The sequence below is a fragment of the Burkholderia sp. PU8-34 genome (assembly GCF_053427725.1).
Genome location: NZ_JBSAXC010000004.1, coordinates 351704 through 366518 on the forward strand (window position 1 = coordinate 351704; position 14815 = coordinate 366518).

Annotated in this window: 13 protein-coding genes and 2 pseudogenes; 11 read left to right on the forward strand and 4 right to left on the reverse strand. The window is 67.6% G+C overall.

The annotated features are described in order from the left end of the window. Positions 1-8: 8 nt before the first annotated feature. Positions 9-218: pseudogene (locus tag ACV22Z_RS12975) on the forward strand (DUF2938 family protein); the annotation flags it as partial. A 71-nt stretch (positions 219-289) separates the two neighbouring features. Here ACV22Z_RS12975 and ACV22Z_RS12980 read toward each other — a convergent pair. Continuing rightward, on the reverse strand, positions 290-730 hold the full coding sequence (locus ACV22Z_RS12980) for a MarR family winged helix-turn-helix transcriptional regulator (RefSeq protein ID WP_448076694.1): 441 nt from the start codon (positions 728-730) through the stop codon (positions 290-292). A 143-nt stretch (positions 731-873) separates the two neighbouring features. Here ACV22Z_RS12980 and ACV22Z_RS12985 point away from each other — a divergent pair, with 143 nt between their 5' ends. Then, entirely contained in the window at positions 874-2412 is a 1539-nt protein-coding gene (locus ACV22Z_RS12985) for an MDR family MFS transporter (protein WP_448076695.1), read from the forward strand. A 39-nt stretch (positions 2413-2451) separates the two neighbouring features. Here the strand turns inward: ACV22Z_RS12985 and ACV22Z_RS12990 are convergent, their stop codons facing one another. Then, the gene (locus ACV22Z_RS12990) at positions 2452-3966 is read right to left on the reverse strand and encodes an acetyl-CoA hydrolase/transferase family protein (protein WP_448076696.1); all 1515 of its coding nucleotides are present in this window, start codon (positions 3964-3966) and stop codon (positions 2452-2454) included. Between the two features lie 417 nt (positions 3967-4383). Here ACV22Z_RS12990 and ACV22Z_RS12995 point away from each other — a divergent pair, with 417 nt between their 5' ends. The 7 genes from ACV22Z_RS12995 to ACV22Z_RS13025 are packed head-to-tail and all read left to right on the forward strand — an operon-like array spanning position 4384 to position 11605. Beyond that, positions 4384-5064 (forward strand): CDP-alcohol phosphatidyltransferase family protein, encoded by a 681-nt coding sequence (locus ACV22Z_RS12995; RefSeq protein ID WP_448076697.1) that lies wholly within the window; start codon positions 4384-4386, stop codon positions 5062-5064. After that, positions 5061-5873: a HalD/BesD family halogenase gene (locus ACV22Z_RS13000; protein WP_448076698.1), complete on the forward strand. Its 813-nt coding sequence runs from the start codon at positions 5061-5063 to the stop codon at positions 5871-5873. The genes ACV22Z_RS12995 and ACV22Z_RS13000 overlap by 4 nt, the downstream gene beginning before the upstream one ends. Beyond that, the gene (locus tag ACV22Z_RS13005) at positions 5870-6871 is read left to right on the forward strand and encodes an HpnL family protein (protein WP_448076699.1); all 1002 of its coding nucleotides are present in this window, start codon (positions 5870-5872) and stop codon (positions 6869-6871) included. The genes ACV22Z_RS13000 and ACV22Z_RS13005 overlap by 4 nt, the downstream gene beginning before the upstream one ends. Before the next feature lie 42 nt (positions 6872-6913). Further along, positions 6914-7681 carry a phosphocholine cytidylyltransferase family protein gene (locus ACV22Z_RS13010; protein ID WP_448076700.1) on the forward strand — a complete coding sequence of 256 codons (768 nt, stop codon included), beginning with the start codon at positions 6914-6916 and terminating at the stop codon, positions 7679-7681. Beyond that, positions 7678-9366, forward strand: a complete 1689-nt coding sequence (gene aepX / locus ACV22Z_RS13015; RefSeq protein WP_448076701.1) for a phosphoenolpyruvate mutase — start codon at positions 7678-7680, stop codon at positions 9364-9366. The genes ACV22Z_RS13010 and aepX overlap by 4 nt, the downstream gene beginning before the upstream one ends. Continuing rightward, positions 9363-10541, forward strand: a complete 1179-nt coding sequence (aepY, locus tag ACV22Z_RS13020; RefSeq protein ID WP_448076702.1) for a phosphonopyruvate decarboxylase — start codon at positions 9363-9365, stop codon at positions 10539-10541. Before aepX ends, aepY begins: the two co-directional genes overlap by 4 nt. After that, positions 10541-11605, forward strand: coding sequence for a 2-aminoethylphosphonate aminotransferase (locus ACV22Z_RS13025; protein WP_448076703.1), 1065 nt, complete (start codon positions 10541-10543; stop codon positions 11603-11605). Before aepY ends, ACV22Z_RS13025 begins: the two co-directional genes overlap by 1 nt. A gap of 68 nt (positions 11606-11673) precedes the next feature. Here the strand turns inward: ACV22Z_RS13025 and ACV22Z_RS13030 are convergent. Together ACV22Z_RS13030 and ACV22Z_RS13035 are read right to left on the reverse strand one after the other, a co-directional pair. Continuing rightward, a pseudogene (locus ACV22Z_RS13030) lies at positions 11674-11784 on the reverse strand (IS3 family transposase); the annotation flags it as partial. Between the two features lie 97 nt (positions 11785-11881). Continuing rightward, positions 11882-12226, reverse strand: coding sequence for a carboxymuconolactone decarboxylase family protein (locus tag ACV22Z_RS13035; protein WP_448076889.1), 345 nt, complete (start codon positions 12224-12226; stop codon positions 11882-11884). A gap of 322 nt (positions 12227-12548) precedes the next feature. Between ACV22Z_RS13035 and ACV22Z_RS13040 the strand changes: the two genes are divergently transcribed. Both ACV22Z_RS13040 and ACV22Z_RS13045 read left to right on the forward strand, forming a co-directional pair. Further along, positions 12549-12932 (forward strand): BlaI/MecI/CopY family transcriptional regulator, encoded by a 384-nt coding sequence (locus ACV22Z_RS13040; protein WP_448076704.1) that lies wholly within the window; start codon positions 12549-12551, stop codon positions 12930-12932. After that, on the forward strand, positions 12929-14749 hold the full coding sequence (locus ACV22Z_RS13045; RefSeq protein WP_448076705.1) for a M56 family metallopeptidase: 1821 nt from the start codon (positions 12929-12931) through the stop codon (positions 14747-14749). The genes ACV22Z_RS13040 and ACV22Z_RS13045 overlap by 4 nt, the downstream gene beginning before the upstream one ends. Positions 14750-14815: the final 66 nt, after the last annotated feature.

Consider the following 14815-nt stretch of genomic DNA (forward strand, 5'->3'; position numbering starts at 1 on the left):
AATCCCGCGATGCGCCGACGCCCGCGCCGGCGCTCGTCGCGGGCCTCGGCAGCGTGGTTGCGCCGTTCTTCGTGATGCAGCCGGCGTTCGGCTTCGGAATCGCGGCGTCGCGCACGCCGCAGCCGAGCGTCGCGCGCCGCCGCAGCATCGTCACGCACCTGTCGTACGGGGTCGGGCTTTATCTGGCAGCGCTCGTGCTGCGCTCGCTCGTGCCGTGACGCGACACGCGTGCACATCGGCGGTGCATTTTGTTTTCGGTGTCTGAAGCGAGTCGGCCCACTCGCGCGGCTCACTCCCCGCCGCTGTCGTTCAGATTCTGACGCACCCGCCCGAGCAGGCGGATCAGCGTGTCGCGCTCGTCGCGCGACAACCCGCGCAGCCCGTCGTCGGCGACCGTATCACCCACGTCGAGCATCTGCGGAAAGATCTCGCGCGACTTGTCCGTCAGGCGGATCACGAACGCGCGCCGGTCGTCGTCGTTCGCGACGCGCTCGATCCAGCCGCAGCTCTCCATCCGGTCGAGCAGGCGCGTCAGCGAGATCGGCGTGATATCCAGCCATTCGGCCAGCCGCGCCTGGTTCATCTCGCCCTTCCACGTCAGGTACGCGATCACGCGGCTTTGCGCGCGCGTCACCCCGAGTTGCCTCGCGCGCCGGTCGTAAATGCGGCCGTACTGCCGCGCGACGTCGGCAATCAGGTAGCCGATCCGGTTCTCGTAAGTGTTGTCCATGCGCGGATTATAGGGGTCGAGCCGAAAGCCGGCGTCGGCGCCGCTGGCCGCCAAGGGATATGAGTCCATATATAATAAGCACGCTTATTATTTGAACCGTGCCCGATCTTCGACGCGGCGCCGGCCCCCACGGAGACATCCCCTTGAACCCCGCTCACGCCGCCGCATCCCCGGCTCCCGCACTGAACCGTCCGATGCTGACGCTGTCGATCATGCTCGCGACGCTGATCCAGACGCTCGACAGCACGATCGCGAACGTCGCGCTGCCGCACATGCAGGGCAGCCTGTCCGCGTCGCAGGACGAGATCACGTGGGTGCTGACCTCGTATATCGTTGCCGCCGCGATCGCGACGCCGCTCACCGGCTGGCTGTCCGACCGGCTGAGCGTCAAGCGGCTGCTGACGCTCTCGATCGCCGGTTTCACGCTCGCGTCCGCGCTGTGCGGGCTGTCCGAGTCGCTGGTGCAGATCGTCGGGTCGCGGCTGCTGCAGGGCGTGTTCGGCGCCGCGCTCGTGCCGCTGTCGCAGTCGATCCTGCTCGACATCAATCCGCGCGAGAAGCAGGGCCAGGCGATGGCGATCTGGGGGATGGGCGTGATGGTCGGGCCGATCCTCGGCCCGACGCTCGGCGGCTGGCTGACCGACAGCTACAACTGGCGCTGGGTGTTCTTCATCAACGTGCCGATCGGCGCGTTCGCACTCGCCGGCGTGCTCACATTCCTGCCCGGCCGCGCGCCGCGCCCGCACGTGAAGTTCGACGCGTTCGGTTTCGCAACGCTCGCGCTCGCGATCGGCGCGTTCCAGGCGATGCTCGACCGCGGCGAGCAGCTCGACTGGTTCGGCTCGCATGAAATCCAGATCGAGGCGCTCGTCGCGGCGCTCGCGTTCGCGTTCTTCCTCGTGCACACGGCGACAGTCGGCAAGGCGTCGTTCTTCAAGTCCGAGCTGCTGCGCGACCCGAACTTCGCGACCGGCACGCTGTTCATCTTCGTGGTCGGCGCGGTACTTTATGCGACCCGCGCGCTGCTGCCGCCGATGCTGCAGAACCTGATGGGCTACCCGGTCGCGATGACGGGGCTCGTCACCGCGCCGAGCGGCGCGGGCACGATGATCGCGATGCTGTTCGTCGGGCGGCTGCTGAAATACGTCGATGCGCGGATGCTGCTGCTCGCGGGGCTGTCGATCTCCGCGCTCGCGCTGTGGCAGATGATGCAGTACACGGTCGTGCTGTCGGCGGCGGACATCGTGTGGCCGGGCGTCGTGCAGGGATTCGGGCTGGGGCTCGTGTTCGTGCCGCTGAGCGCGCTGTCGTTCTCGACGCTTACGCCCGAGCTGCGCGCGGACGGCACCGCCACCTACAGCCTGATGCGCAACATCGGCAGCAGTATCGGCATCTCGATCGTGCAGACGCTGATGACCCGAAATACGCAGGTCGCGCACGCGGATCTCGCGACGCACATCACGCCGTTCGACCCGGCGGTGCAGGCGATGGTCGGCAGCGGCAGCCGCGTCGACATCGCGCTGCTCGACCGGACGATCAACCAGCAGGCGTCGATGATCGCGTACCTGAACGACTTCAAGCTGATGTTCGTCGCGACGCTGCTGATGATCCCGTTGCTGCTGCTGATCCGGCCCAAGGGAGAGGCGGACAGCAGCGACATCGCGCACGCGGCGATGGATTGACGCGCGCCGGCGGCCCGGCGCGCGTCGGGACCGTGGGCGTCAGCCCTTCATCGACCCCGTCCGCACGAAGCGCTCGTGCCACGACAGCGCCTCGCCGAGCAGGTGCGGCGTCTGCTTGCCGAAGCTTTCGCGGCACGCGCGCTCGAAGTAATCCTCGAGCATCGGCCGGAAATCCGGGTGCGCGCAGGTCGAGATGATCTTGCGCGCGCGCTGCTTCGGCGACAGGCCGCGCAGGTCCGCGAGGCCCTGCTCGGTGACGACCACCGCGACGTCGTGCTCGGTATGGTCGACGTGGCTCGCCATCGGCACGATCCGCGAGATCGCGCCGCCCTTCGCGGTGCTCGCCGACATGAAGCACGACAGGTAGCCGTTGCGCGCGAAGTCGCCCGAGCCGCCGATGCCGTTCTGGATCTTCGTGCCCATCACGTGCGTCGAGTTCACGTTGCCGTAGATGTCGGCCTCGATCATCCCGTTCATCGCGATGCAGCCGAGACGGCGCACGAGCTCCGGATGGTTGCTGATCTCCTGCGGACGCAGCAGGATCTTCTCGCGGAACATCGCGATTTCATCCGCGAAGCGCTTGACGGCATCGGGGCTCAGCGACAGCGCGGTGGCCGACGCGAAGCTCAGCGTGCCGTCCGCGAGCAGGTCGAGCATGCCGTCCTGGATCACCTCGGTGTACGCGGTCAGGTTCGAGAACCCGGCCGAGCTCAGCTCGGCGAGCACCGCGTTCGTGATGTTGCCGACGCCCGACTGCAGCGGCAGCAGCTTTTCCGGCAGGCGGCCGCGCTTCACCTCGTGGCGCAGGAAATCGATCAGCTGGTGCGCGATCTGCTTCGACGTGTCGTCCGGCGCGGAGAACGCATTGCTGCGGTCCGGCGCGTCGGTCTCGACGATCGCGACGATCTTCTCGGCCGGGCAACGCAGGTACGGCTCGCCGATGCGATCGTCGCTCTTCGTCAGCGGAATCGGCTTGCGGTGCGGCGGCAGCGCGGTGCCGTAATAGATGTCGTGCATCCCGTCGAGGCCGAGCGGCTGGCGCGAATTGACTTCGAGGATCACGTACTTCGCCTGGTCGAGCCACGTCTTGTTGTTGCCGACCGACGCGGACGGAATCAGCAGCCCGTCCTCGCGGATGCCCGCGACTTCGACGATCGCGACGTCGAGCTCGCCGAACAGCCCGAACCACGCGTACTGCGCGACGTGGCTCAGGTGGATGTCCTGGTATTCGACCTCGCCGGCGTTGATCTTGTCGCGCAGCGTCGGGTCGGACTGGTACGGCAGGCGCATCGAGATGCCGTCCGTGCGGGCGAGCGCGCCGTCGAGCTCAGGCGCGGTGGACGCGCCCGTCAGCACGTTGATGCGGAAATCTTCGCCCCGCGCGTGGGCCGCCTCGATGTGCTTGGCGAGTGCGGCCGGCACCGCTTTCGGGTAACCCGAGCCGGTGAAGCCGCTCATGGCGACGGTCATGTCGGGGCGGATCAGCGCGGCCGCTTCGTCGGCGGTGCGGACGAGCGAACGCAGGGCGGGAGCAAGAATGCGTGATGAAGACATGGCAGATGATCGAACGCTTTTTGGTCTGTCATTGACGCCGCGGGGGGTGTCTCCTGAGCGGCGTGAAACCCTGGGGCCGCGATCGGCGGCCGGCACCACAGGCACGGCTCGAGTATCGCAGAGGCCGCAGCGGTGAAATGTCCGCCGGATGCAAAAGACCCTTCCTGAATTTGCCAAATATCGAATGACCATTCTGTGACAGGCGGCGCGGAATCGGTCGTGCCGCCGCGCGCGCCTTGCACAAGTGCCCTGCGGGTACGAAACTGGATTGTGGCGCGCCCTGCTTGGGCTTATCTGTCGCTCCGCCCCGCCCGGCGGGCCGCCGAACGCGGTCAAACAACCCGTCATAACACCCAAAGATGTCAGGAGATTGAGCGAAAAAAAGCAACAACTTACAATTCCGTATATATTTCGCCGATGGACCAAAGAAAAACCGCCGCACGTTCCGAACCACCCCTGCCGCGCACCTGGGATGCTCGGCTTGCGCGCTCGCTCGTCCGGCCGCTCGTCGACACGCCCGTCACCCCGAATCACCTCACCACCGTCCGTCTGCTGATCGGCCTCGCCGGCGCCTGGTGCCTCGCGCACGGCGGCTTCGGCTGGAGCAACGCGGGCGCATTGCTGATCGTGCTGTCGAACTTCGTCGACCACACCGACGGCGAACTTGCGCGCATCAGCGGCAAATCCAGCAAGATCGGCCATTTCTACGACCTCGCGGCGGACGCGGTCGTCACGATCGCGCTGTTCGTCAGCATGGGTGTCGGCATCGTCGCGCAGGGCGGCCAGATGGCCGCGCCGCCGGTGCTGCTCGGCGCGCTTGCCGGCTCGGCGGTCGCGCTGATCTTCTACCTGCGGATGCGCATCGAGTCGTTCGCCGGCAAGGCCGGCACGAAGCAGGCGTTCGTCGGCGGTTTCGAAACCGAGGACGTGCTCTACCTGCTGCCGCTCGTGACCCTCGCGGACGGCGTCGAGCCGTTCCTGCTCGCGGCGTCGATCGGCGCGCCGCTGTTCGCCGCCTGGGTCGTGATCGACTGGTGGCGCATCGTGAAGCGCGGCAGCCTGCCGCAGAACCCAACCGAAATCCACGCAACCAAATGACGCCCAGCACACACGACGACGCCGTGCTGAACCCGGCACGCCCCGCGCCCCGGCACGCAGCGGCGGCGGCCAGTCCCGACCGCACCGTGGCCGACCGCGTCGGCCAGCTCGACGTCGGCCGCCTGCGCGACGACTACGCGCGCCAGGGGTCGTTCCTGTACCTCGACACGTTCCTGCCGCCCGACGCGCACGCGAAGCTCGCGGACGCCGCGCGCGCGCTGCTGGCCGACATCAACCGCAATTACCTGCCCGGCCACAAGCAGGGCGGCAGCGTGAGCCGCCACACGATCGACGCGAAGGCGCCGTACATCGCCGAGCTGTACCGCTCGAAGGCACTGATCGGCTTCCTCGAGAAGCTCACCGGCGACACGCTGCTGCTGTCGCCGGAAGACGATCCGCACGCATACGCGCTGTATTACTACACGAAGCCCGGCGACCACATCGGCTGGCACTACGACACGTCCTACTACGACGGCCGCCGCTACACGCTGCTGATCGGCGTGATCGACGATTCGTCCTGCCGCCTCGACTACGAGCTGCACACGCGCAACCCCGACGTGCCCGACGAACCGGGCACGGTGCAGATCGCCGACGGCGGCATCGTGCTGTTCGACGGCGACAAGCTGCGCCACCGCGTGACGCCGCTCGGCCAGGACGAGATGCGCGTGTCGCTCACGTTCGAGTACGTGACCGACCCGGGCATGCGGCCGTGGAAGCGCTTCATCTCGAACATGAAGGACGCGATCGCGTACTTCGGTTTCCGCCAGGTGTTCAAGCAGCTGGCGACGCGACGCACGAAGGCGTCATGACACGCGCCGGCATGATCCTGCTGTCCCTCGGGACGGCTCTGTTCGTTGCACTTCTTGCATGGCAAGGAGTGGGCGCGGTCGCGGCGACGTTCCTCGCGGCCGGCTGGGGGCTTGCGCTAGTCGCGGCGTTCCACGTCGTGCCGCTCGTGATCGACGCGGCGGCCATCTCCGTGATGTTCCGCCGTGGCCAGCCCGGCGCCGAGCTCGGCAATGCGCTGCGCGCGCGCTGGGTCGGCGAATCGGTGAACAGCCTGCTGCCGGCCGGGCAGATCGGCGGGCCGGTGCTGATGGTGCGCCACCTCGCCCAGCGCGGCACGCGGATGGCCGACGCCGCCGCGGCGATCACCGTCAGCACGACGATGCAGGCGCTCGCGCAGATGGCGTTCGCGCTGATCGGCATCACCGCGTTCAGCGTGTACGCCACGCACGATTCGGTCGCGCACCTGCGCACGCCCGCGCTGATCGCCACCGGCGTGCTCGGCGCCCTCGCCGCGCTGTTCTACGCGGCGCAGCGGCGCGGGCTGTTCGGCCGCGGCCTGCGCCTTGTATCGAAGCTGCTCGGCCCGCGTGACTGGTCGTCGCTCGCGACGCGCGCGGACGCGATCGACGACGCGGTCGGCGCGCTGTACCGCGACCGCGGCAAGGTCGCGGCGACCTTCGCGCTGAGCCTCGTGGGCTGGATCGTCGGCACCGCGGAAGTGTGGCTTGCGCTGCACTTCCTCGGCCACCCGGTGAGCTGGCTCGACGCGCTGCTGCTCGAAAGCGTCGGCCAGGCGATCCGCGGCGCCGCCTTCGCGATCCCGGGTTCGCTCGGCGCGCAGGAAGGCGGCTACCTGCTGCTCGCGCCGCTCGTCGGCCTGCCGCCCGACGCGGCGCTCGCGCTTTCGCTCGCAAAGCGCGCGCGCGAACTGGCGCTCGGCCTCCCCGGCCTGCTCTACCTGCATTTCAGTGAAAGAAACTGGCAGCGGCGCCGTACGCCGCAGCCCCTCGCCGACTGACCGGTCACGAACCGGTCCGTCTGACTATTGGTTGGAGAACACATGCGAGCCATCATTCTTGCGGCAGGCCTCGGCTTGCGCCTGCAACAGCCTCCCGAAGCGCAATTCCCGAAGTGTCTGCTGCGCTTCGACGACACCTCCCTGCTCGAGCGCCACTTTCGCGTGCTCGACGCCGCGGGCGTCGACGAGATCGTGCTGGCGCTGGGCTTCGAGGCCGACAAGGTCGAGGAAGAGCTGAAGCGCCTCGGCCGCCGCGCGGAGATCGTGCTGAACGAGCGCTACGATCTCGGCAGCGTGCTGACCGTGCATACGGTCGCCGACGCGATGACGCGCGGCGGCGACGTGCTGCTGATGGACGCCGATGTGCTGTACGACGACAGCATCCTGCATGCGCTGGTGGCCAACCCCGGCGAACCGGTCGACCGGCTGCTGATCGACCGCGATTTCGAGGCCGGCGACGAGCCCGTCAAGCTGTGCCTGAAGGACGGCGTGCCGGTCGAACTGCGCAAGCAGCTCGCGGTCGACCTCGACTACGACACGATCGGCGAATCGGTCGGCTTCTTCCGCTTCACCGAAGGCACCGCGCGCCGCCTCGCGACGATCGTCGCGGGCTACGTCGACAGCGGCCGCGCGAACATGCCGCACGAAGAAGCGGTGCGCGACCTGCTGCTCGAAGGCGGCCATAAGTTCGACGTTGCCGACGTGACCGGCGCGCCGTGGATCGAGATCGACTTCCCGAACGACGTCGCGCGCGCCGCGCAGGACGTCCTCCCGCTGATTCAGCGCACGACCGTGGGAGCCGCACGATGAACGCACGCGAACCCAACTTCACCGAATCGCGCAGCGCCCGCCTGCGCCGCATGCTCGTCAGCAGCGACCTCGAATTCCTGATGGAAGCGCACAACGGGCTGTCCGCGCGGATCGTCCGCGAGGCCGGCTTCAAGGGGATCTGGGCGTCGGGCCTCGCGATCTCCGCGCAGTTCGGCGTGCGCGACAACAACGAGGCGAGCTGGACCCAGGTGGTCGACGTGCTCGAGTTCATGGCCGACGCGAGCGACCTGCCGATCCTGCTCGACGGCGACACGGGCTACGGCAACTTCAACAACGTGCGCCGCCTCGTGAAGAAGCTCGAGCAGCGCGGCATCGCCGGCGTGTGCATCGAGGACAAGCAGTTCCCGAAAACGAACAGCTTCATCGACGGCGAGCGCCAGCCGCTCGCGGAGATCGACGAGTTCTGCGGCAAGATCAAGGCCGGCAAGGATTCGCAAAGCGACCCCGACTTCTCGATCGTCGCGCGCGTCGAGGCGCTGATCGCCGGCTGGGGAATGGACGAGGCATTGCGCCGCGCGAACGCGTACGCGGAAGCCGGCGCGGACGCGATCCTGATCCACAGCAAGCTGTCGCGCCCGGACGAGATCCTGCAATTCGCGCGCGAATGGAGCGGCAAGGCGCCGCTCGTGATCGTGCCGACCAAGTACTACAGCACGCCGACCGACGTGTTCCGCCAGGCCGGCATCAGCACCGTGATCTGGGCGAACCACCTGATCCGCGCGTCGGCATCCGCGATGCAGGCGGTCGCGCGCGAGATCCACGACAGCGAGACGCTGATCAACGTCGAGGATCGCGTCGCGTCGGTCAACGAGATCTTTCGCCTGCAGGACGCCGACGAATATTCGGCGGCCGAGCGGATCTACCTGTCGTCGTCGTCGCGCGCGTCGAACGCCGCGATCGTGCTCGCGGCGAGCCGCGGCAAGGGGCTCGAGGCCGTCACCGAGGACAAACCCAAGGTGATGCTGCCGGTCGCCGGCAAGCCGCTCTTGCGCTGGCTCGTCGACGGCTTCAAGAAGCACGGCGTGAACGACATCACCGTGGTCGGCGGCTATCGCGCGGACGCGATCGACACGTCGGGCATCAAGCTCGTCGTCAACGAGCGCCATGCGGCCACGGGCGAACTCGCGTCGCTCGCGTGCGCGGCCGAGCGCCTGACCGGTGACACCGTGATCTCGTACGGCGACCTGCTGTTCCGCAGCTACATCCTGCGGGATCTCGCGGAAAGCGAGGCGGAATTCAGCGTCGTCGTCGATTCGTCGCAGACGCAGCCGTCGAACCAGAGCGTGCGCGATTTCGCGTTCTGCTCGGCCGCCGACGACCGCGGCCTGTTCGGCCAGAAGACTCATCTGCAGCGCGTGTCGAGCGATGCCACCGACGGCGCGCCGCACGGCCGCTGGATCGGCCTGCTGAACGTGCGCGGCGGCGGCGTCGCGCGCCTGAAGGCGATGCTCGCGACGCTGCAGGCACGCGACGATTTCGACACGCTCGACATCCCTGCACTGCTCAACGAACTGATCGCCGCCGGCGAGAAGATCGAGGTGCAGTATGTGCACGGCCACTGGCGCGGCGTCAACGATCTGGAAGACTTCCGCCGCGCAGGCGATTTCGCGCACGGGCAGACGCCGCTGTCCGAGCAGAACGCCGGCACCGGAGGCGCGCAATGATCGAAGCGGCCCAGTTCGTCGAGGCCGCCCGCGCACGCGGCTTCGACTGGTATGCGGGCGTGCCCTGCTCGTACCTGACGCCGTTCATCAACTACGTGCTGCAGGATCCGACGCTGCACTATCTGTCGGCCGCGAACGAAGGCGACGCGGTCGCGCTGATCGCAGGCGCGACGCTCGGCGGCAAGCGCGGGATCGCGATGATGCAGAACTCGGGGCTCGGCAACGCGGTGAGCCCGCTCACGTCGCTGACATGGACATTCCGCCTGCCGCAGCTGCTGATCGTCACGTGGCGCGGCCAGCCGGGCGTGCCCGACGAGCCGCAGCACGCGCTGATGGGGCCGATCACGCCCGCGATGCTCGACACGATGGAAATCCCGTGGGAGACCTTCCCGACCGATCCCGAGCAGGTCGGCCCGGCGCTCGACCGCGCGCTCGCGCACATGGATGCGACCGGCCGCCCGTACGCACTCGTGATGCAGAAAGGCAGCGTCGCGCCGTACGAGCTGAAGGCCAACCCGGCAGCGAAGCCGCGCGCGCACGTCGCCGCGCAATCGTCGTCGCGCGCCGAATCGCCCGATGCATGGCCGACCCGTCAAGACGTGCTGCAGCGCGTGATCGCGCACACGCCGGTCGATTCGACCGTCGTGCTCGCGTCGACCGGCTTCTGCGGCCGCGAACTGTACGCGCTCGACGACCGCCCGAACCAGCTGTACATGGTCGGCTCGATGGGCTGCGTGACGCCGCTCGCGCTCGGTCTCGCACTGGCGCGGCCCGATCTCCACGTGGTCGCAGTCGACGGCGACGGCGCCGCACTGATGCGGATGGGCGCGTTCGCGACGCTTGGCACCTACGGCCCCGCGAACCTCACGCACGTGCTGCTCGACAACGGCGCGCACGAATCGACCGGCGGCCAGGCGACCGTGTCGCAGCACGTGTCGTTCGCCGGCGTCGCGGCCGCGTGCGGCTATGCGTCGGCGGCCGAAGGCGACACGCTCGACGTGCTCGACTCGGCGCTGGCCGCAGCCCGCGCGAACGGCGCGCAGTTCGTGCGGCTCGCGATCCGCACCGGCGTGCCCGACGGCCTGCCGCGCCCGACCGTGACGCCGGTCGAGGTCAAGAACCGCCTGATGCGGCACATCGGCGCCGCACCGACTGAAGCTGAAGGAGCCCATTGATGCTGCTGCTGAACCCCGGCCCGGTAACGCTGACCGAACGCGTGCGCCAGAGCCTGCTGCAACCCGACCTGTGCCATCGCGAAAGCGAGTTCTTCGATCTGCAGGACGAAGCCCGCGCGCGGCTTGTCGCCGCGTACGAGCTCGATCCGGCCGAATGGACTGCCGTGCTGATGACGGGCTCGGGCACCGCCGCGGTCGAAAGCATGATCGCGGCGCTCGTGCCGCAGGACGGCAAGCTGCTCGTGATCGAGAACGGCGTCTACGGCGAGCGGATCACGCAGATCGCGACGCAGTACGGGATTGCCCATGATGTGCTGAAGCACGAGTGGATGGCTGCGCCCGATCTCGCGCTGATCGCCGCGCGGCTCGATGCGGGCGGCTTCTCGCACGTCGCGGTGATTCATCACGAAACGACGACCGGCCGCCTGAACGATCTCGGCGCGATTGCCGACGTGTGCCGCGCGCGCGGCGTGAAGCTGCTCGTCGACGGCGTCAGCAGCTTCGGCGCGGAAGCGATCGATTTCGCCGGCGGCGACATCGATGCGGTGGCCGCGACCGCGAACAAATGCCTGCACGGCGTGCCGGGCGCGGCGTTCGTGATCGTGCGCCGCAGCGCGCTCGCGAAGGCCGCGAGCCGCACGTACTACCTCGACCTCGGCCGCCTCGCCAGACTGCAGGACCAGCGCAACACGCCGTTCACGCCGTCGGTGCATGCTTACTACGCGCTCGTCGAGGCGCTGCGCGAATTCGACGAAGCCGGCGGCTGGCGCGCGCGCCACGCGCGCTACAAGGCACTCGCCGACCAGGCGCAAGCCGGCCTCGCCGCGCTCGGGATGCCGCTCGTGCTGCCGGAAGGCACGTCGTCGGTCGTGCTGCGCGCGTACCGGCTGCCGCAGGGCGTCTCGTACGAAACGCTGCACGACGGGCTGAAGGCGCGCGGCTTCGTGATCTACGCAGGGCAAGGCGGGCTGTCGAAGGAACTGTTCCGGATCTCGACGATGGGCGCGATCGAAGCGGCCGATGTCGAGCGGTTGCTGAACGGGTTCAGCGAACTGACGCGGTGAGCGTCCGGGCACCTGTCTGAATGAAGATGAAAAGGCCCGCATGAACTGAACCCCGGAAGTTGGACGGTTCAAGAATGGCGGGCCAACAAGGGCTGAGTTCTGTACTGCACAGGACTCAGCCCTTTTGGTTTCAGCCGGATACGTTCGTGGTTGTAGTCATGAATGTGCTGCTGGATCCCAGCCGGTTGCCGGTGCAACGCACACCGCCCTGTTCCTGGGAGCAGTTGCGCGCCTTACGGCATGACCTCCCGATCCAGCGAACCGAACGCCACCGCGTCACTCACCTTCCGACAGCCCGTTGTACGCGTCCATCACGCGTCCGGAATACGCGAGCGCCGCCCCGGCGTTCATCGCCACTGCAACGCCGAGGGCCTCCGTCAGCTCGGCTTTCGACACGCCAAGCTCGATCGCCTTCTTCACGTGATTCGCAATGCAGCTATCGCAGCGGGTCGTGACCGCAACGGCCAGCGCAATCAGCTCGCGCGTTTTCGCATCGAGGTTGCCGGTTTCGGCGCCCGCCTGATGCAGCATCCGATAGCCGTCGATCGTCAAAGGACTCAGTTCCTTGATGTCCTTCATGCTTTGCCCGATCTTCGGCAGGAATTGTCGCCAGTTTTTCAGCATGAAACGTGTCTCCCCAATCAAGTCGGTTAACCAGGTCATTGGAGCCGCAACGCGGCCAAGGGAGCCGAGCGACAACCAAAAAGCCTCAGCGCCGCCCGCTCACCGCGAATCATCAGATGATACGCAGGAACCGGCCAGCCCGCCCATCGGGTAGTGACGACGCGAAGCCACAGCGCTCGTGGAACCCGGACGTCCGTCATCCGGCCGATAACGACATCAACGCACTCGCGACAGGCCACCTCGCCAACAAGCCCGATGTAGACATCTTGTTCTAGAAAATTTATTCTACATCTCATCGCTTCCCCATTGAGGTTCCGTGATGGCCAAAACCGCTCCTCCGACCAAACCAACCGCGGCCGAACTCGATCTCCTGCGTGTTCTGTGGCCGCTCGGGCCCGCCACCGTCAAACAGGTTCATCAGGCCATGCAGGCCGAGCGTCCGGATGTCACCTATGCCGTCGTCTTGCGCCAGATGCAGATCATGCATTCGAAAGGACTCCTGACGCGTGACGAGAGCGAACGCTCGCATGTCTACGCACCGGCGCAAAGCCAGAAGGCGTTGCAAACCAGCCTGTTGAAGGAACTGATCAACAAGGCGTTTTCCGGATCGGGCAAGGCGCTCGTGCTGGCCGCATTGCGCGGGCACGTCACGAAGGAAGAACGCGCCGAGATCAGCAAGCTGCTGCACGGAGACGATCGGTGAGTGCCCTTTCCGGGGTTCTCGTTCAGGTCATCGGATGGGCGCTCCTGCATTTCGTCTGGAAAGGCGCATTGATCGGCATCGCAACGGCGCTGTCGCTCAGGTTGTTGCGCGATGCCAGTCCGCAGAGTCGCTACGTGCTGCTCTGCCTGTCGCTTCTCTCATGCGCCGGCGTCCCGTCGCTCGACGTCTATCGGACCCTCGACGTGGCGGCGCAGGCGTCCGATTCATTCGGCATGCCTGTCGTCGTCGATATCCCGATGGCGGGCCAGCCCGCCCCTTCCGCGGTACTGCACCTGATGCCGTGGCTGGTTGCCGCATGGCTGCTGGGCGTGACCGTCATGTCGTGCCGGCTCGCGGCCGGCCTGCTGTGGGTGCGCCGGATCAGCCGCGCGGGCTCCGAACGGGCGGACGCCGGATGGCAGGACTGCGTATCCCGGCTGGCCACGCGTTGCGGTATCGCCCGCAAGGTCACGCTGCGCGTCACAGCGGGCCTCTCCAGCCCGCTGACGGTCGGCTGGTGGCGGCCGCTGGTGCTGGTTCCGGCTGCGTTGCTGACCGGGATGCCGCCGGATCTGCTTGAAGCGTTGCTCGCACACGAAGTCGCGCACATCAAGCGCGCCGATTACCTGATCAACCTGCTGCAGCGCGTGATCGAGGCTTTGCTGTTCTATCACCCGGCAGTGTGGTGGCTGTCGCGGCGCATGCGCATCGAGCGCGAGCACATCGCCGATCACCTGGCCGCAAAGGCCATCGACGATCCCCGGCGTCTTGCCCTTGCGCTCGAGCGCCTGAGCGATCTTCAGTCGGCCGGCGCGGCGTGCGCGCCCGTTGCGCAATGGGCGAAGGGCGGCGACTTGCTGGATCGGATCAAACGGCTGTGCCAACCTGCCCGGCGGCCGCTGAACCGGACGCTGCACGTGCCGGCCATCGCACCCGGCCTGGTCGCGCTGTGCGTGGCGGCTCAAGTGTTCCGCTCCATGCCCGGGCCGTTCGACACCGCCACGCCGGCCGTCATTGCAACCGTACCGCATCGGGAAGCCGGTGTCGCGCCGGACGAAGACCTTCGGACGCGCGTCGGGCGGATCGAATCGAACCATGTCGTGGTGGTCGACGACAACTCCGGAACGGTCCTGTTCCAGAAGCGTCCCGACGACGTCGTGCCGATCGCGTCGTTGACCAAGCTGATGACGGCGATGGTCGTGCTCGACTCGCAGCCTGACATGAACCGGACCATCCGTATCGATCAGGCCGACGCCGAAGCGTTGCAGCCCGGCCGAACCGGATTGCCCGCCGGCGCGAGCTTGCCGCTTCGCGAGGTGTTGCAGCTTGCGCTGATGTCGTCCAACAACAGCGCCGCATCCGCACTCGCACACCACTATCCCGGCGGCCTGCCTGCGTTCCGGCTCGCCGTGCGCACGAAGATTGCCGCGCTTGGCCTGACGCGCACGACGCTCGATGACCCGACCGGCCTGTCGCCGCGCAACACGTCGACGGCCAGCGATGTCGCGGTGATGGTGAACGCGGCGGCGCGCTATCCGGCGATCGCGCGGGCCACCACCGACGCCAGCAGCATCGTCCGGATCAACGGCCGGCCGGTCGAGTACCGGAACACCAATCCGCTCGTCGGCCAGCAAGGCTGGGACATCGCGCTGTCGAAGACCGGCTTCAGCAGCGCGGCCGGACGCTGCCTGATCATGCGGCTGCGCTCCGTCGAGAAGAACGTCACGGTGGTGTTGCTGGACGCCGATCCGGCCGCATTCCCGACTCGCGACGCGACCCACCTCCGCCGCGCCCTGCTGACCGGCAAGGTGGCATGAGTCCGGACGGCTCCGTCGTCCCGTATCCGTACCAGCACCATAACCAGCACCATAACCAGAACCCGA